Annotated in this window: 23 protein-coding genes; 20 read left to right on the top strand and 3 right to left on the bottom strand. The window is 48.6% G+C overall.

What is annotated here, in order from left to right:
• Positions 1-121: 121 nt before the first annotated feature.
• From FK220_RS11740 to FK220_RS11690, 11 genes are all read left to right on the top strand, one after another.
• Complete coding sequence (locus FK220_RS11740; protein WP_152574522.1) at positions 122-598, top strand: lipocalin-like domain-containing protein; 477 nt, start codon at positions 122-124, stop codon at positions 596-598.
• A 1-nt stretch (position 599) separates the two neighbouring features.
• Positions 600-1,298 carry an OmpA family protein gene (locus FK220_RS11735; RefSeq protein WP_152574521.1) on the top strand — a complete coding sequence of 233 codons (699 nt, stop codon included), beginning with the start codon at positions 600-602 and terminating at the stop codon, positions 1,296-1,298.
• Positions 1,299-1,624: 326 nt separating this feature from the next.
• Entirely contained in the window at positions 1,625-2,752 is a 1,128-nt protein-coding gene (locus tag FK220_RS11730) for an NAD(P)/FAD-dependent oxidoreductase (protein ID WP_152574520.1), read from the top strand.
• Entirely contained in the window at positions 2,746-3,471 is a 726-nt protein-coding gene (locus tag FK220_RS11725) for a methyltransferase domain-containing protein (protein WP_152574519.1), read from the top strand. The genes FK220_RS11730 and FK220_RS11725 overlap by 7 nt, the downstream gene beginning before the upstream one ends.
• A complete protein-coding gene (locus tag FK220_RS11720; protein ID WP_152574518.1) occupies positions 3,468-4,523 on the top strand; it encodes a type III polyketide synthase in 1,056 nt (351 codons plus the stop codon). Before FK220_RS11725 ends, FK220_RS11720 begins: the two co-directional genes overlap by 4 nt.
• Before the next feature lie 230 nt (positions 4,524-4,753).
• Positions 4,754-5,566 carry an enoyl-ACP reductase FabI gene (locus tag FK220_RS11715; protein ID WP_152574786.1) on the top strand — a complete coding sequence of 271 codons (813 nt, stop codon included), beginning with the start codon at positions 4,754-4,756 and terminating at the stop codon, positions 5,564-5,566.
• A 76-nt stretch (positions 5,567-5,642) separates the two neighbouring features.
• The gene (locus FK220_RS11710) at positions 5,643-6,092 is read left to right on the top strand and encodes a 3-hydroxyacyl-ACP dehydratase FabZ family protein (protein WP_152574517.1); all 450 of its coding nucleotides are present in this window, start codon (positions 5,643-5,645) and stop codon (positions 6,090-6,092) included.
• The gene (locus FK220_RS11705; RefSeq protein WP_152574516.1) at positions 6,085-7,359 is read left to right on the top strand and encodes a beta-ketoacyl-[acyl-carrier-protein] synthase family protein; all 1,275 of its coding nucleotides are present in this window, start codon (positions 6,085-6,087) and stop codon (positions 7,357-7,359) included. The genes FK220_RS11710 and FK220_RS11705 overlap by 8 nt, the downstream gene beginning before the upstream one ends.
• Positions 7,360-7,429: 70 nt before the next feature.
• Positions 7,430-7,681 (top strand): acyl carrier protein, encoded by a 252-nt coding sequence (locus FK220_RS11700; protein ID WP_152574515.1) that lies wholly within the window; start codon positions 7,430-7,432, stop codon positions 7,679-7,681.
• A 3-nt stretch (positions 7,682-7,684) separates the two neighbouring features.
• Positions 7,685-7,927 (top strand): hypothetical protein, encoded by a 243-nt coding sequence (locus tag FK220_RS11695; protein WP_152574514.1) that lies wholly within the window; start codon positions 7,685-7,687, stop codon positions 7,925-7,927.
• Complete coding sequence (locus FK220_RS11690; RefSeq protein WP_152574513.1) at positions 7,920-8,348, top strand: hypothetical protein; 429 nt, start codon at positions 7,920-7,922, stop codon at positions 8,346-8,348. The genes FK220_RS11695 and FK220_RS11690 overlap by 8 nt, the downstream gene beginning before the upstream one ends.
• Before the next feature lie 133 nt (positions 8,349-8,481).
• On the opposite strand, the gene FK220_RS11685 is transcribed toward FK220_RS11690, so the two are convergent.
• Positions 8,482-9,441, bottom strand: coding sequence for a TerC family protein (locus FK220_RS11685; protein WP_152574512.1), 960 nt, complete (start codon positions 9,439-9,441; stop codon positions 8,482-8,484).
• A 163-nt stretch (positions 9,442-9,604) separates the two neighbouring features.
• Here FK220_RS11685 and FK220_RS11680 point away from each other — a divergent pair, with 163 nt between their 5' ends.
• Positions 9,605-9,979, top strand: coding sequence for a hypothetical protein (locus FK220_RS11680; RefSeq protein WP_152574511.1), 375 nt, complete (start codon positions 9,605-9,607; stop codon positions 9,977-9,979).
• Positions 9,980-9,993: 14 nt separating this feature from the next.
• Here the strand turns inward: FK220_RS11680 and FK220_RS11675 are convergent, their stop codons facing one another.
• Positions 9,994-10,503 (bottom strand): YceI family protein, encoded by a 510-nt coding sequence (locus FK220_RS11675; RefSeq protein WP_152574510.1) that lies wholly within the window; start codon positions 10,501-10,503, stop codon positions 9,994-9,996.
• 89 nt (positions 10,504-10,592) lie between these two features.
• Here FK220_RS11675 and FK220_RS11670 point away from each other — a divergent pair, with 89 nt between their 5' ends.
• Together FK220_RS11670 and FK220_RS11665 are read left to right on the top strand one after the other, a co-directional pair.
• Positions 10,593-11,033, top strand: a complete 441-nt coding sequence (locus FK220_RS11670; protein ID WP_152574509.1) for a hypothetical protein — start codon at positions 10,593-10,595, stop codon at positions 11,031-11,033.
• Between the two features lie 151 nt (positions 11,034-11,184).
• Entirely contained in the window at positions 11,185-11,544 is a 360-nt protein-coding gene (locus FK220_RS11665) for a hypothetical protein (RefSeq protein WP_152574508.1), read from the top strand.
• A gap of 99 nt (positions 11,545-11,643) precedes the next feature.
• On the opposite strand, the gene FK220_RS11660 is transcribed toward FK220_RS11665, so the two are convergent.
• On the bottom strand, positions 11,644-11,946 hold the full coding sequence (locus FK220_RS11660; protein ID WP_152574507.1) for an HPF/RaiA family ribosome-associated protein: 303 nt from the start codon (positions 11,944-11,946) through the stop codon (positions 11,644-11,646).
• 202 nt (positions 11,947-12,148) lie between these two features.
• On the opposite strand from FK220_RS11660, the gene FK220_RS11655 reads away from it, so the two are divergent.
• The 6 genes from FK220_RS11655 to FK220_RS11630 all read left to right on the top strand — a co-directional run bounded on the left by FK220_RS11655 (position 12,149) and on the right by FK220_RS11630 (position 17,400).
• Positions 12,149-12,493: a hypothetical protein gene (locus tag FK220_RS11655; RefSeq protein WP_152574506.1), complete on the top strand. Its 345-nt coding sequence runs from the start codon at positions 12,149-12,151 to the stop codon at positions 12,491-12,493.
• Between the two features lie 221 nt (positions 12,494-12,714).
• The gene (locus FK220_RS11650) at positions 12,715-13,281 is read left to right on the top strand and encodes a DUF4251 domain-containing protein (RefSeq protein WP_166204894.1); all 567 of its coding nucleotides are present in this window, start codon (positions 12,715-12,717) and stop codon (positions 13,279-13,281) included.
• 424 nt (positions 13,282-13,705) lie between these two features.
• Complete coding sequence (locus FK220_RS11645) at positions 13,706-14,728, top strand: BPSS1187 family protein (protein ID WP_152574504.1); 1,023 nt, start codon at positions 13,706-13,708, stop codon at positions 14,726-14,728.
• Positions 14,729-15,023: 295 nt separating this feature from the next.
• Positions 15,024-15,791 carry a TerC family protein gene (locus tag FK220_RS11640; protein WP_152574503.1) on the top strand — a complete coding sequence of 256 codons (768 nt, stop codon included), beginning with the start codon at positions 15,024-15,026 and terminating at the stop codon, positions 15,789-15,791.
• A 90-nt stretch (positions 15,792-15,881) separates the two neighbouring features.
• Positions 15,882-16,433 carry a hypothetical protein gene (locus FK220_RS11635; RefSeq protein WP_152574502.1) on the top strand — a complete coding sequence of 184 codons (552 nt, stop codon included), beginning with the start codon at positions 15,882-15,884 and terminating at the stop codon, positions 16,431-16,433.
• Between the two features lie 94 nt (positions 16,434-16,527).
• Positions 16,528-17,400, top strand: coding sequence for a DUF5694 domain-containing protein (locus FK220_RS11630; RefSeq protein WP_152574501.1), 873 nt, complete (start codon positions 16,528-16,530; stop codon positions 17,398-17,400).
• Positions 17,401-17,801 lie beyond the last annotated feature (401 nt).

Genomic DNA, 17,801 nt, shown 5'->3' with positions numbered 1-17,801 from the left:
ACAAGGCAACCGTTCATCGAAATCTTCGGTTGTTTTGTATCGGATTAACAAGATTTAACGTTCCTGAAAAGTCGATCGGCAGAAGCCGTTCGTATATAGGACAATCCTAAAACTAACAACAATGAATAAACCTTTTATGATTTTGGCGGCGCTCGCGATGTTGGCAAGTGCCTGTTCCGTTTCCAAGGCGGCAAGGGGTCAACGTAACCTTTTGAGCGGTACGTGGATCCTAAACGACATTTCGTATGAAAACAGCAGTGGTAATTTTCAGTCGGTACTCTTCAATGATGCCAAGGATATCTGTTTTGAAGGCAGCGACTGGTTCTTCAGGGACAACAACAGTACCGGACGCTACACCATTGCGCCTTCTTCTCTCTGCAATGGCGGTGATCGCTACATCAGATGGTCGGTAATCGACGGAAGTCCGAATCAACTACAATTCAAGTTGATCGATGAAAAGAACAAGGATATCTCAGGCGGACTTGGGTACCGTTTGAACATTTCATCCTTGACCGCCAATGAAATGACCCTTAGATCAAATTCGACGGTGGGTGACGACCGTGTCACCATCGTTTATCAATTTACCAAAAAACAATAGTATGAAAAATCGACTCATAAAATCAGTATACATTATCATGGCCGCCACGATGGTCATCGGCTGTAAAACCGTCCAAAATGCCAATAAAACCCAGAAAGGTGCCGTTATCGGTGCTACCGGTGGCGCCGTCATCGGCGGTGTCATAGGGAATAACGTAGGTAAAGGAAACAACACCGCCCTAGGGGCTATCATAGGCGCCGCCATAGGAGGTGCCGCCGGCGGCTATATCGGGAATCGAATGGATCGACAGGCCGAACGTATCGAAGAGGAAATCCCTGGCGCGGAGGTAACCCGTGTCGGAGAGGGAATCAACGTAACCTTTACCGAAGATGCAGGCGTGTACTTCGACACCAATAAATCGAATGTGAAAGGGACGTCCGCCGCTACCTTGGATAAATTGGCCGGTATCTTTCAAGAGTACCCCAATTCCTATATTCTGGTGGAAGGCCACACCGATAGTGCCGGCCCCGAGGATTATAACATGAACTTATCCCGACAACGAGCCGAATCGGTCACCGACTATTTGGTGGCCAAAGGAATTTCAAAGGGACGGTTTACGACCAAATGGTACGGGGAAACCCAGCCAATCGCGGATAATACCACCAAAGAAGGAAAAGCCCAAAACCGTCGGGTAGAACTGGCTATCGTGGCCGATGAGGAACTTAAGGAAGAGGCCAGGGAAAAAACCGGTGGACGATAAGGAAGTGGTCCGTACCTTGTGAACGGAAAGCATGGTAGGAGGGTTCAGGAAATCCTGTTTCACCGCATATTGGTCAATCCGCTACAACCTCTTCGAAAATACATTTCATTTCAAAATCCCGATTCCAGTAGTCGGGATTTTTTGTTTTACCCCCAAGAATTGAACCTCCTACACCATATCAGCTTTCGTTTTTAAGCCAATTTGGTATAACTGTGGGGAATGGGCCTGAATTTTGCCGACATCATCGGGAATCCATTGTGTTGGATTTGGAATTTTAATACCTTGCAGGCTTGCCCGAAGGTGGTTTAGGTAGTATCTTCACTTCGATGAATTGCTATGATGTCATTATCGTCGGAGGAGGTCTGGCCGGATTAACGGCTTCCATACATTTGGCCCAAGCGGGGCTATCGGTATGCCTGTTTGAAAAGGAGGCCTTTCCCCACCATAAGGTTTGCGGGGAATACGTTTCCAACGAAATCATACCTTATTTGAACAGTTTGGGTATCGGCATGCAGGCTCTTTCCGTCAAGGCGATCAATAGATTGCAGTTGAGTACGGTAAGGGGGCAATCCATTGAACTGAGGCTACCTTTAGGGGGCATCGGAATCAGCCGGTATGCGTTTGACCATTTATTGTACCAACGGGCGAAGGATGTCGGCGTCCATGTAATCTTCCGAAGGGTACGTTCCGTTTCCTTTCAGGACGATTCGTTTCGGGTAACTGTACCCGATAAGGACCCCTATCAAGCGACCATGGTCATTGGTGCCTACGGGAAGCGAAGTCACCTCGATAAGGATTTGCAGCGGGATTTCATCCTGAAGAAATCCACTTGGTTAGGGGTAAAGGCCCACTATCGTTTTGATGAATTCCCGGACAAGACGGTCGCCCTGCACAATTTTGATGGAGGATACGGCGGACTCTCCAAAACAGAGACGGGCGCAGTGAATTTCTGCTATTTGGCTTCCTACGATTCCTTTCAGGACTATCGCAACATCGAGGAGTTCAATGAAAAGGTAGTGGCCAATAATCCGTTTTTGGCTGCCTTCCTACAAAAAGCCGATCCGCTATTCAAAAAACCGATGACCATTGCCCAAATATCGTTCGACCCCAAGAAAGTCGTGGAGAACCATATGTTGATGTGCGGGGATGCGGCAGGCCTCATACACCCCCTTTGTGGTAACGGTATGGCCATGGCCATTCACAGTGCCAAAATTGCCTCCGAACTGCTAGTGGACTATTTTTCGGAAAAAAAGAAAGACCGTGCAACCTTGGAAAAGGCCTACAGCGCTCAATGGCGAACGCATTTTAGCGCCCGCTTGCAGATGGGTCGACGCCTACAGCGTCTGTTGCTGAATGAATCGCTTTCACGCGCCGCCATGGCCACGGTGGCACGATCGTCTTGGTTATTGCAGAAGATAGTGGAACAAACCCATGGAAAACCGATCGTATGTTAGCAAAGTTGGAGGCCAGGAGCACGGAACCCGAGTTGATGGATAATTTTAAAGGAAGTATCGAATCCCTAGAGGAAGTACTGCAAGACATCAACAAGGTAAACCGAATTTTGGGTGGGAATCAGATTACCATCTCCGCGGTAGCCCGTTTAATGAAGCAGCATCCCAGGGATTCCTATACCATTATGGATGTGGGTTGCGCCGATGGCACGATGCTCCGGGCAATTGCCCGCTACTGCAGAAAAAAGGATATCAAAGCGGATTTCGTGGGTATTGACCTGAACGGGGACGCCCTGGTGCTGGCGGAAGCCGCCTCAAGCGATTTCCCGGAAATACGCTACTTGAAACAGGACGTATTGGAGCTTGAAAAATTGGATTTGAATTGCGACATTCTGGTTACCACCTTGATGACCCACCACTTTACGAATACCCAGTTGGAAATACTCCTGGCGCAGTTCGCCCGTTTGGCCGATATGGCGGTCGTGAACAACGATCTACACCGAAGCCGTTTGGCCTTTTATCTGTTCAAAGCGTTCAGCGCCGTTTTTATCAAGACCGAAACGGCCAGGATAGATGGACTCATTTCGATTCGAAAAGGATTTAAAAAACGCGACTTGGTCGCCCTTTCAAAAAAATTGCCCCAAATGCTGCATCACATTCAGTGGAAATGGGCCTTTAGATATGTATGGATTATGCAACCCAAGCGACCAAATACCCTATGAACGACATCCGCATTGCCACGGTAGCCAAAGAACTACCCAGATACAGCAGGGAAACCAAGGATATCCTTCCTTTTGTGGAGATGTGGCTCGGCGAACAAGAGCCCCGTTTTCGGCGTAAGGTCATTAAGATCTTTGAGGGAGCGGCCGTCGATAAGCGTTATAGCATCATGGACCCGGAAGAGGTGTTCACGGCAACATCCTTCGAGGACAAGAACGCTATCTATGCCCGGGAAGTAAAACTATTGGGGACCCGGGTATTGGAAAAAGCCTTGTCCGCAGCTGGTTGGGCCCCTGATTCCTTGGATTATATCATTACCGTCAGTTGTACTGGCATTATGATTCCCTCCTTGGATGCCTATTTGATCAATTCCGTGGGACTGCGTCGTGACACGGTACGCCTGCCCGTTACCGAAATGGGCTGTGCCGCGGGCATCTCCGGATTGATCTATGCCCAAAACTTCCTAAGGGCGCATCCTGGCAAAAGGGCGGCGGTTGTAGCGGTGGAGAGTCCGACCGCCACCTTTCAGTTGAACGACTACTCCATGGCGAATATGGTCAGTGCCGCCATTTTCGGCGATGGGGCCGCTTGTGTGCTCCTGTCCTCGGAATCCAACACCACCGGCCCTAAAATTGTAGGCTCGGAGATGTACCACTTCACGGATTCTACCCATTTGATGGGATTTGATTTGACGAACTTTGGATTGAAAATGATTCTAGACCCGGATGTGCCCAAGGCGATTTCCGACCATTTTCCGGCTATTGTCCATCCATTTTTGGAACGGTACGGTACCCACATTGAAGCGGTCGATCATCTGATCTTCCATCCCGGTGGTAAAAAAATCGTTCAAACGGTGGAGGAATTGTTCGGGAAACTGGGAAAGAATATCGATGATACCCGGGAAGTACTGCGATTGTATGGTAATATGAGCAGTGCTACCGTACTTTATGTGTTGGAGCGCTTTCTGGAAAAAGAAATCAAGGCAGGTGAACAGGGATTGATGTTAAGCTTTGGTCCCGGATTTTCGGCACAACGCGTTTTGTTGGAGTGGTAGTAAGAAAGCACACGTTCAAGTGTCAAGTTCAAACACAAAGATTTCCAGTAAATCAGGAGGATACATTCGTCTAAAAAAAGGGGAGATGCGTATATTTAATCGATTTGTAGATAGCAAACGATTTCAGGACCTTCGTCCGCCGTCCGCGTGTCGCCATAGCTTTTGCGGAGGCACAAACGGTTGCGTAACGGCGCGCAGCAGGTGACAAGGACTTAAGTATTACTATGCAGATGAAAAAGGGAAACGACACGAATTTCAATCAAGATGCCGCAGAAACGGCCCTAATCCTAGGCGGCAGTAGCGGTCTAGGCCTGGCGACCGCGAAGAAATTGGCGCGGCACGGATATGACATCGTTATCGTTCATAGAGATAGAAGGTCTGATATAGAGGAAGTTGAATCACATTTCCAAGAAATTACTTCAAGAGGTGTATCATTGCACTCCTTTAATTTGGATGCGGTGAACGCCGAGAAACGGAACGCCATGATATCCCAACTAAAGGAGTTGTTGGGAGAAGAAAACAAGGTAAAGGTATTGGTGCACAGTTTGGCCAAGGGAAACCTCAAGCCCATGCAATCGGAACGGGAAAAGGAATTGGACCATCAGGATTTTCAGATTACCTTGGACGCGATGGCAATCAGTCTCTACGATTGGACCAAAGCCCTGGTAGATGCGGGGCTTTTTGCAGCCGATGCGCGGATCGTTTCCTTTACCAGTGAGGGCAATACCAAGGCCTGGGCCAACTATGGGGCCGTCTCGGCAGCGAAAGCCGCTTTGGAAGCGATTACCCGGAATATCGCCCTGGAGTTTGCGCCCTCGGGTATCAAGGCCAACTGCATCCAGGCAGGGGTGACCGATACGAAGTCGTTCCGCAGCATTCCCGGAAGCGAACTCTTGAAAGGGAACGCCCTTGAACGCAACCCCAGCGGCAGGCTAACCACGCCCCAAGATGTTGCCAATGTCGTTTATCTGTTGACCACTCAAGAGGCGAAATGGATTACGGGAACGGTCATCAAGGTCGATGGCGGGGAAAGTTTGCGATAGTTTTGGTGTTTTGTACCCTGATTCCTATTCAAGGTTTGCCATTTATTGCTTACATTTCTGCGCACTGAATACCGCTATGAACCATCAACACATCGTATCCCATTTACCCTACGAAAAACCCTTTCTTTTTGTGGACGAATTGACCCATGTAGATACGAAAGGCGCTACCGGCAGTTTTACATTTCACCGGGAAATGTATTTTTACCAAGGCCATTTTAAAGATCATCCGGTTACTCCAGGGGTCTTATTGACCGAATGTTGTGCCCAGATAGGCCTGGTCTGTTTGGGTATCTATCTGTTGCAGGGGGAGGGGGTCCCAATGTCGAACCTCCAAGTGGGGCTAAGCAGTTCGGAGATGGAATTTCTACTGCCCGTTTATCCCGGCGAAAAAGTAACGGTGCATTCCGAAAAGGTGTATTTTCGATTTAATAAGTTGAAATGCAGTGTGAAAATGCATAACGAAGAGGGACAGCTGGTCTGTAAAGGGATTCTTTCCGGAATGTTTAAAAATACCGCCGATGAATAAACGCGTGGTGATCACGGGGCTTGGTATCTGTGCCCCGAACGGAGTTGGTCTGGAGGCTTTTACCCACTCCTTGCAAAATGGTATCAGTGGTATTCGCTTTCAGCCGAAACTCAAGCAATTGCAGTTTTCCTGTCAAGTGGCCGGGGAACCGTTGATCAAGGACAATCTGCTGCAGCACTATTTTTCACCCTTGCAATTACGTGGACTGAATGCCAGTGGTCTGGTCTATGGCGTCATCGCCGGCACCGATGCCTGGAACGATGCCGGCCTGCCCATCGCCCCCAAGGATCGCCCCGATTGGGACAGTGGTATCATCTTTGGAACGGGAATCCTGGGAGCCGATAAGTTCCGGGAGTCGATCTATGCCATCGATGAAGGCAATGTACGTCGTCTGGGCAGCACCTCGGTGATGCAGGTCATGGCCAGTGGCATCAGTGCTTATTTAGGGGGCATACTGGGAACCGGCAATCAAGTGACCACCAATTCCTCCGCCTGTACCACGGGCACTGAAGGGATACTCATGGCCTATGAGCGCATTCGATCGGGAAAGGCAAAACGCATGCTAACCGGGAGTTGTAGCGATAGCGGACCCTACATCTGGGCCGGTTTCGACAGCATGCGCATTCTACCGCGAAACTATAACGGGAATCCCTCGAAAGCGAGCCGGCCCTTGAGCGCTTCGGCTGCTGGCTTTGTGCCGGGGAGCGGGGCAGGGGCCCTGGTATTGGAATCCCTGGAAAGTGCCCGGGAACGCGGTGCCAACATCTACGCGGAAGTTCTGGGGGGTGCGGTCAATAGCGGGGGTCAACGTGGTGAAGGGAGCATGACGGCCCCGAATAGCGAATCGGTGGTGCGCTGTATTCGGAAAGCTACGGAGGATGCGGGTATCCATGTGTCGGAAATAGATACCATCAACGGGCACCTGACCGCCACACGCAAAGATCCCATTGAAATCCGGAACTGGAGTGAGGCCTTACAGGATACGGGAACCGATTTTCCCTTTGTGAATTCGTTCAAAGGGCTTTTCGGTCATGGCCTTGCCGCCGCCGGAAGCATGGAGTGTGTGGCATCCGTCTTGCAGATTGGGAAGGGACAGGTGTTCGGAAACGTCAATTGCGAGGACCTGCATCCGGAGATCGAGGAAATCGTCCATCGTTCCAAAATCCCTTTAAAAACGATCCTACACCAACCTAAAATTCTGGCAAAAGCAAGTTTTGGCTTTGGAGATGTGAATGCTTGTGTTATTTTTAGCCAGTTTAACGACTGATTCCTCGAGCTACTAATTTCCAACATCAGCACTTTGGATTTTGGTGCTTGGAATTTGGAATATACCACCTATGACGGAGACGGACAGATACGCAAAACTCAAGGAAATTATTCGGATTTACTTGCCGGAAGATGTTGCGGTTACCGAGATTTCGGCTTCCAGCCACTTTATCAATGAGTTGAACATCAATTCGGCGAATTTGGTAGACATCGTCCTGGATGTGGAGGATGCTTTCGACATTACCTTGGAAAATGAGGATATGGATCAGATGCAGACCGTGCAGGATGCCCTGGATATCATCGATGGGAAATTAAAAGAATAAATCATGGATCGACGCAAACTCAAAAAACGATGGCTCTGGCAGGGTGGGGTAGGTGCCTCGCTCTTTGGTTTTGGGTTGTGCGCCGTGGTAGAATCCGGTTTTTTAAAACATTCCGACGCCCCTTCCTGGAAGTGGATATCCTTGGGTACCCTTTCGCTATGTGTGGTGCTCCTTGGGCTGGTATTGTTGATCAAAGCAGGTTTTTTAGGGGAACAACTTAAGAACAGGAAAGCGCGCAATGAATGAATTCATTTTTTGGGCGAGGGAACAATTGCGGGTAGATAAAAAGTTACTCCTGCTGTACTGTATCGTTTATTTCCTCTGGGGCATGGGAATGGACTGGTTCGGCACCCAGGTTGAAATTGCGCGATTTACCCATTGGTGGCAGGTGCTGACGGTGTATGTGCTCTATATGGTACCCATTTCCCTCTTGTTGCGAAAACTACCCTTTCACGCCCAATATGCGTACGGACTCATCGCTATGGGATTGTTGGAATTCGGTGGTTACGCCCTTGGTTCCTCCTATGCCTATCCCGATAATGTACTGGACCAATTTTTCAACATTCGAAACTTCAGTTTGGCCATGGCACTGTTTTTCGCCCTTTATTTTCCGTTGGGGAACTGGGGCGTGGGAAAGCTTTACGGATTCCTCTTTAAGAGGGCTTGAAAGTATCCATTTAGGAGCAAGTACCGTTCCCGGTCCTACGGCCTCAACCTTGTTTGGGGAATCGCCTTGGTGACCAAGGAAAAGGAAAATTACCGTTCCGCCCACGTCGTAAGTAGGTCGTAGCCAATACCCATTACGATTCGTTACCTACCACTTCTTCCTTCTCCTTGATTAGCAAGGAAGCCACAATGCCTGCAACCAAGGAAACCGAAATCACCGCCAAGGAAATCCACTCCGGGAGTTCAATTTGATGCGAGAAGAGCATTTTGAGTCCGACAAAGGCCAGGATGACGACCAGGCTGTAGTTGATAAAGCGAAACTTTTGGAGCATTCGGGATACCAGAAAATACATAGATCGAAGGCCAAGGATGGCCAGGATATTCGAACTAAACACGATAAAAGGGTCCGCGGTGATCGCCAAAATGGCGGGTATGCTGTCCAATGCAAACAGAATGTCGGTCAGTTCGATAATGACCAAGGCTATAAACAAGGGTGTAGCGGCCGTAATGCCCATGCGTTTTACAAAAAATTGCTCCCCTTTGATCGTCCCGGTGATGGGATATATTTTTTTTACCTGTCGGAAGACAAAAGACTTCTTGGGATCGAAATCCTCGTCCTCTCCCTTGAGCATCTTAAAGGCGGTGTATAGCAGAAAGACCCCGAATACATAGATGATCCAGTCGAACTTGTTAATGAGCGCTACCCCGAATAAAATGGTCAAGCCACGAAAAATAATGGCCCCCAGGATACCCCAGAAGAGTACCCTATGTTGGTACAGGGATGGAATATTGAAGGAGGAAAAGATAACGGCAATGACAAAAACATTATCGATACTGAGCGAGAGTTCGATCAAATACCCCGTAATGTATTTAAGTACTGCATTATTTGGGGTGAGCCCCGTGGGGTTGTCGACTAGGCCACTCGAAAACAACCAGTAGATGACCCCGCTGAATCCCAAGGCGATGCTTACCCAAACGGCCGTCCACATGCTGGCCTCCTTGCTTTTGATTACATGGGCTTTCTTGTTAAATACCCCTAGGTCCAGTGCCAGGAACACGAGGACCAAGCCGATAAAAAGAATCCATACCCCCATTGATACGATTTTGAAAATGCGAAGGTACTAATCCTTTGGATTTCGTATAGCGGGAACGAACAGAAAATGGGAATACCGTCAGGGATTCGTTCAAATGCGTCAAGGAATTTGGCTTGGGATTTTTACATTATCATGAAACAAAGTATTATTTTAAACATATCCTATGAAATATATATACACATTGGCCTTTGCCCTCATCACTTTTTTTGTCAACGCCCAAGACCCCTATTTGCAACAATCCAATGCGGAGGCGGACGCCTTGACCCGGGTCATCAGTAGTAAGTATCAGGGAGCATTGGGAATGCCTGCCGACCAGGTGGTGCGTTTTAACAATAAAATCGAAGAGTTCGTGCTGCGCAGGCAAAAAATAAACGCATTGGATATGACCACCCGGGATAAGCTGCAACTGCTACAGCAGCTATCGCACCAGGAGACCGCCGAAATGGCCAATATTTTGACCAGGCCACAGCTACAACGGTATAGGGAGTTAAAAAAGGAAATACAGCCGGTACAGGTCGTAGTAGGCGAGGTAGAATAAGTACGGATGCGCTATTATTTCAACTGGAAGACCAGGGTTACTTTGACCTTGTTGTCTTCCTTTTTCTTTTTGACATTGATTCCGAAGTCCGACGAGTAGAGGGTGGTGGTACCGGTCAGTTTGTTCCCATTACGCGTGAAATTGATGGTAATGGGTTTGGTCGTCTTTTTAATGGTGAGGTCGCCCGTTACCTTCCATCCCTCAGCGTCGGCGCTCACAGAGGTACTTTCAAAGCTCATGGTAGGGTAGGTGTCCACATCGAAGTACTTGCCGCCCCGAATCGACCAGTCCCTTAAAAAATTCCCCGTTTTGATTGTTTCCGTCGCGACCGACCCCTTAAAGACCGAGTTGGACGGATTCTCCAAATCGATTCGGGAGTCCGATGTAAAACCGGACACACTGCCGTCCACATCGTTGGAGAGGTAGACAAAGGTTATTTCCGAGGAAGCGATTTCCCCGCTGTTTTGCGCTACGCCACAAAGTGGGGCACTCAGTATGAAGAGGAACAATAAGATGGATTTCATTCGTTGTTGTTTGCTTTTTTAGAAGGCACCCTTGGTAATAAGAGTCGCACTAAAGGTATCGATAATTGACGAAATTCACCGGTAAATCTATGGGTACATCCGTCGAAAACCAAAAAAGTATTGCCCCGGCTTTTGGCTTTACCGGTATTGCTTTTTTTTATACCTTGTACCTGAACACCAAGAAAATGAGAACGTTACTATCCTTGCTGATGGTTTTGGGGTGTATGGTACTGGGTACTTCCGACGGTATTGCCCAAACTTCCCAAGAGCAACCCGAAAAGCCTGTGGGCATGCCCCAAGGGGAGGAGGACGAAGGTCCTGCCATCTTTCGATTCGAGCCCGACTATCTGTTATCCGTAGAAGCCAAAAGGGAACGACTACGACGTACCCGAAAGATATTGGATACCATGGACATTTCCGAGCGTAAGCGGCGAAAATTGCTAAAGGACCTGCATAAAAATGGCTGGACGGAACGCCTGCAGAAAATCCTGGTTGTCGATACAAAGTTCGAGGAAGATATTGAAGAGTAGGGGGTGACACGTTAACAGGTGGGTATTTCCCGGGCTGTTGTTTTCCCGATGAACGACCGTTGGTATCGATAAAAGGCACGGGCACCGGTCATTTATCGATTGGTTGAAGAAAGTATGTATTTTTATTGCGAGAACCTATATGAATACTAACATGAAAATACCCCACTGTTGGGTGGTATGCCTGTGCCTCTTTTTTGCTGGCGCTGCGGTGATGACCGCCCAAGACCTTCCCAAGAAAACGGAAACCGATAAAGCGACCCAGGTGCAACGGCATACCGTGATGGAAAAATTCGCCCCCGATATCTCCTTGACCGCCGAGGAACGGCAGCAGAAGCGTTTGGACCGTATGGCCGAAATCGAATTCCGCCGGCGTGTACTCGATACCTTGGATATTCCGGAACGGCGACGTTTGAAGCTGTTGCTGGACTTAAAATACAATCCGTTTTCAGACCGATTGAACCGTACGATGGCCGAAATCAAGTTCGAGGACGACGACGGTATCGACGACTGAGCGATTCTAGTATGAAATCCATGTTAGTCCCTTTAGTAGTAGCAAGGGATACATTGGAACACTTGGCACCGAGCCCTTTTTACCGCTCACTGTAAACCCTCAACGTGCCCTCATTTTTGCTTTCCTTTTTTGCAACTGACGTTCCAGGTCATCGGCAGATTGAGCGATGGAGGCCTCGAAGGAACCGTTACTCGACTCGCTGAACATTCGGGGTCCCGGGGCGCTCAGGCGCATGTTGCAAATCATCCCCTTATCCGGTTTGGAGGTGTTTTCGGTCTTAAAAAAAACATCGGCACGAACGATGAAATCGTACTTATCAAATAATTTTTCGATTTTTTTGGCCGCCAGGATTTCCAGTCGGTTACTGGCTTTGACGCCATCGTATTCAAAATTGATGTTCATAGGGGAGAAGGGTTTTTTAGCAAGCTTTAAATTAAGACGTAGGATTGGGACTACCAAATAAAAGTACGCTGCCAAATCTTAATTAACTATGAACAAAACGTTAAAGTCTGGTAACGTGGTACTTCCGATGGTCTAACGCATTTGTTTTTTTCGTAACTTAAGAACACCGTACGAATTTTCTACGAACCCTAAATTTTTTTTCATGACAAACGACAGCAACCTAGCCCGGCCCAGCTCCGTTCGGGAATATGAAAAAAATGCCCTGGTGCTCAAATTGGAGCGGCACCAAAAAGACCTGCTACAGCTTCGGAAGAAGCTGAACTCCTATATCTGCGAACCAAGGACATACAGTCTGTTCGAACGTATCGAATCGCTCAAACAAGGCCTCGAAAAGTTGCGGGCCGACAATGACGCCATCATAGCAAACGTCAAGGACCGCAAGCGCAGCGCTGAGAATTATGTGGAACGCATCAGGAATCAGTTTGCCGAGTTCAATTCCATGCAGCAAGGAGTAGAAGAGTATATTCGAGGGGCCAAGAATTGCTAAGATGTCCTATGGCGCCCTCGTTAGGATGCATCCATTGGTGACGCCAGTGGATGTATTTTTTTACACTGTTCGGTGAAGGAAGAGGCCAGGTAGGAGGGGAGCAAGGGGGTGGCCCCCGGTGCCTATCGGGATGGACTTTAAGGATTCGACGGAAAAACCGAACGGATTTTTCATTTGGCATAGGAATTGTGCATTGTACAACAGAACAACAAACGAAAAAAATGAATAAGGGATGGTATTTGGTGCTATTGGTCGTGGTATTCGGCTGTGGTACGACCAAGGAAGTGGTGGAAACCGAGAAGAGCAGGCAATTGGACGAATGGGTCACGAACCGGTCGTTCGAAATCGAATCCGAATGGGCACGGCCGCAGGTCACCTCCGGCATGGCGGCAGTGGCGAATGCGGGACTCCTTGCACCCGGAAACAATCTGGGCCGCATCAGTCTGATTGGCAACGCCAATTATCTGCGGATGGAAGGGGATTCCGTATCGGCCTATTTACCGTATTATGGCGAACGACAAATGGCCGGGGGCTACAATTCCGATCGCGGCATCACCTTTGAGGGGGTACCGGACGACTTCGAAATCGAAAAAGACGAAAAATCCAAAAGCTACCTCATGCGCTTCACCATCCCGCACAATTCCGAATTGTATCGGGTACAGGCCTGGTTGTATCCCGACCATAGGGCCCGTATCAATGTATTTACCTCCCAGCGTTTTATGATACGCTATGAGGGGTGGGTAAAGGCGCTGCCAGATCAAGAGCCGACCGGCACCGTGATGAACTAAGGGGTAGGACAAGTTCAAGTTCACACTCAAGTGTCAAACGCAAACACAAACACAAGCTAAACTCAAACATACATTCAAATTCAAGTACAAAACTTGAAACTTTGAATTTTGAACGTGGAACCTTGTACCCGTGCCTCGACGGGCATTTCCTGAGCCAGGCCGAAGGGAGCGGCATCACCTTGGGTTTGTTTTTGGCATCGCGCTTCACACAGCACGCATCCGTCCTTTTCAAATACATACTCAAACACAAGCTCGAACCTAAAACCTTAAACCTTGATTGACTGCCAACAGCCAACTGCCACTGACCAACTAGGTCATTAACCACTAACTGCCAACTTCCTTGGGATACGATATCCCTCATTTTTTCGTTATGGTAGGGTTAAACCATTTGGCGTTCTAAGCGTCAAAGACCCAAACAATCACCATGAAAACCTACTTGTACTGCCTGGCCGGCCTTCTTTTGTTTTGTATCAGCTGTTCTAAAGAAGCGGTGGAAACACCCGAGAACACCAATGAACCCATTGCATCCACCTTGGTATACGACATTGCGGGAAGTGAAACCGACAGTGCCATCAATGATGTGATCGCGGGGGACGAGGTCGTGGGTCCGGATGAAAAAAACTGGGCCTTTATCAATCCCCAGGTTTCGAAACGCAACAAACTTTTGTTGTTCTTTCCCGGTACCAATTCCCTGCCTTCCTGGCACCAGATGATAGGAAAACAGGCAGCCAGCATGGGCTATCATGTCGTCGTACTCCGTTATAATAACATCACCCCCATTTATGAGATTTGTGCGGATGAAACGAACGTGGATTGCCATAGAAATGCGCGGATGGAGGTGTTGACGGGCGAAGACCTCCACGACGAGGTGTCCGTTGACCGGAATCATTCCATTGAAAATAGGGTCTTACGCTTGCTGCAGTACTTGGAGGAAAACTATCCCGATCAAGGATGGGGACAATATACCAACGATGCTGCGATCGCCTGGAATAAGCTGGTGCTCGCCGGCCATTCCCAAGGCGGTGGCTACGCCGGCTTTATCGGTAAGTTGCACCAGGTGGACAGGGTAGTTATGTTCAGTGCCAGCGATTGGTTTAAAACGGCACCCGCCAATTGGGTGTTGGAAGCAGGGGAGACCCCCTCCGATCGTATCTATGCCTTTGTGCACCTCCAGGACGAAGCCGGATTTTTCGGCCCCAACCAGATCATGCTCAAGAATTGGGAAGGCTATGGGATTACCGACTTTGGGGAAATCGTGTTGGTCGACGCAACATCCGCACCCTACGACAATTCCCATACCCTGGTCACCAATGCCGAAACGGTGGATTACGACCATTGGTTCCATGACGACAACTACCATAACGGGGTAATCGTTGATCCGTTTGTGCCGTTGGACAGTGAGGGCGAGTCGCTTTACAAAGACGTTTGGGAATATTTGTTGCAATAAGGGAAAGCACCAAATTCCAACATCCAAATACCAACAATAAAACGTGGAACCTTGTACCCGTGCCTCGACGGGCATTTCCTGAGCCAGCCCAAAGGGTGCGGCATCACCTTGGGTTTGTTTTTGGCATCGCGCATTACGCATCCGTTCTTTTCAAACTCATATTCATGTACCAAATTCCAAATTCCAAGATTTTAGTTTTATACCATCCACACTAACCACTAATTACCAACCTCCCTTGGATACGATTTTCCTATCTTCGCCGTTTCGATTAAAAAACAACCACTGACCAGCCTTTATGGAATCTATTTTTACCCTCGACAACATCGTTACGCTTTTTATGTTGATCCTGCTCCAGGCCGTTTTGGGGCTCGATAATCTCTTGTATATTTCGCTGGAATCCAAAAGGGCCAAGGAGGCCCAACAGGCACGCGTACGGTCGCTCGGCATCGGGATGGCCATTATATTGCGGATTGCCCTGCTGTTTATCCTGATCCGGGTGATTGCCTATTTCCAGGACCCGGTATTCGGTTTTGATTTCACCGATATCCTCGAAGGAAGCTTTAACCTGCATAGCCTGATCGTCCTGGCCGGGGGCATCTTTATCATGTATACCGCCGTCAAGGAAATCTGGCATATGCTAAGCCTGGAAGTGGAAGAGGGGCTGGAGGTAAAGCATAAGAGCACCAACATGATCATTTTCTCCATCGTGATCATGAACATCGTTTTTTCCTTCGACTCCATCCTGAGTGCCATGGCCCTGACGGATGTATTTTGGGTGATGGCCACCGCAATTATCATAGGCGGACTCTTAATGATCTGGTTGTCGGGCCGGGTAACCACGTTTTTAAAGAAAAACCGCATGTACGAGGTCTTGGGACTGTTTATCCTCTTTATCGTAGGCATCATGCTGCTGTCGGAAGGCGGCCATTTGGCCCACCTCAAACTGTTTGGCAATGAGGTCACGCCCATGAGTAAGACCACTTTCTATTTCGTGATCGTGGTGTTGGTGGTCATCGATGTGGTGCAGTCCCGGTATCAGAAAAAATTGTCGCGTAGGGTGTAAGGCCGATGGTTTATCAACTTGCGGCCCGATACGCGTTGATTTGCAGAAGGGAGTTTTGTATTTTCAGGTCGTAATCAACCGAGACACCCCATGAAAAAGTTCCGATTCTGGACGGCGGACAAAATCGTGAGTTTTGTCGCCATCTTTATCAGTCTGCTGACCTTGTTTATTTTTATTCGGCAGACGAATATCATTGAACAGCAAAGCCACCTGTCGGTCATGCCCTATATATTGGTGGAAACCTCGGAGAGCGGCGCGACCAACACCTTTTCCATTGATTTGGTGAACCACGGGGTGGGTCCGGCTTTTATCGACCGGACCAACATTCGTTACCTGGGCAGGGACTATTCGATGCAGTTAAGGGATTTCGTGGCCCAATATCTTCCGGGAACGGACAGTGTGCAGGTCATCAACTATACGACCATCTTAAAGGGAACCGCCTTGCGTTCCGGAGATGCCATCAACGTACTGACCGTTGGTGGGGGCGCCAAAAGTTATAACGATTTTTTAAAGGCCGCAAAAGAACTTACCAAGGACCGGTTTTCCTATGAAATCGAATACCGTTCGATCTACGGGGACCGTTGGCGACTCGTTTCGGCCATGGACGCCATGGAGCAACTGCCGGAAGCGTTGAAAGATTGAGGGTAGTGCACGCTTTCTTGTATACACAACTACTGTAACAAACGTTTTTGTTGGCACTCTTTTAAAGCAACATTACATGACTAAAACACCACCTATGAGACCATTGCTATTGCTATTCACATTACTATTTATTTCAACTAGTACTTTAAGTCAGACTACTGAAAGTCCTTCTAAAAGCCCTTTTGAAGGTGTCGAGAAATCGGACCTCTTTCTATTGGGTACCTTTCATTTCAAGGATGCCGGGCTGGACGGCTACAAGCCCCAGTACGATGTGGATATCCTTTCGGAAGAGCGGCAGGAGGAGCTGCAGGAGGTTTTGGAGATTATCGGAAAATACAAGCCCACCAAGATTGCGGTGGAGTGGCAAAAAACCCGACAGGCCCAATTGGATTCGCTTTATGACGCATATTTGGCGGGGCGTTTTGAATTGACAGCCAATGAGATCTACCAGATCGGGTTTCGGATGGCGAAGGCATTGGGCCATGACAAGGTCTATGCCATCGATGCCCGTCCCCGAAGTTTTGACGATGGGCTCACCGACGAGGAATATGAGGAAAAAGTGGCCTATTTTACCGAAAAACTGGGCGCACCGACGGTTGCGAGGGATGAAGACCTGCACAACCGTTTTATGGCGATGTACGCCGCGGATGATGTACGCAAGACCCAAGTGTCGCTGTTGGACCAGTTATTGGGTGAAAACGACCCGGAGGGACTCCGGATCAGCCACGGGCATTATTTGATCGGGGATTTTAGGATGAACGAGGGCGATGAGTATCTCGGGGCCGATGGTGCCATTTGGTGGTATACCCGAAACCTACGGATTTTTGCGAACATCCTGGGCATTACGAACCCTGGGCAGGACAAGGTATTTGTATTGATCGGCTCCGGACATTTGCCGATTCTGAATTTTTTGGCGAATTCATCACCGGATTATCGGATGGTAACGCTGCAGGAATTGGTGAAGTAGTCAACGAAGGTGAGTGCCTTACGCCACTAATACGTTCCCATACCCGGAATAGCTGGCAATTTTGGGAAAAGATTACCATTTTGTACATACGAAACCGAAGGATTTGAGGTTATAGGGGTAATCAGATGAAAAAACACCGTAACTTCTTGATTTTCTATAGCCTTTGGTTAGGGGCCATTTTTGGACTATTGACGGTATTTGACGATGCTGGCCAAAATAAAATTTCTAAAGAGAGCAAAAGCGACACTGTTTGTACGGTACCAACGAAAACTGCGGCCCGTGCCAATCATGTTACTGGTGGACACAAGGTGTGTGCTACTTCAAGGCCGTAACACTTCAGAATTTTAAAAATATCCTTAGTGTGGTAGGGGTACTGTACCAAAGCATTGGATAGGGCGGCG

The organism is Pelagihabitans pacificus, assembly GCF_009371985.2.
Lineage (GTDB): Bacteria > Bacteroidota > Bacteroidia > Flavobacteriales > Flavobacteriaceae > Pelagihabitans > Pelagihabitans pacificus.
The sequence above is the reverse complement of the archived record's forward strand: the minus strand, read 5'-3'. Positions and strand labels throughout refer to the sequence as shown.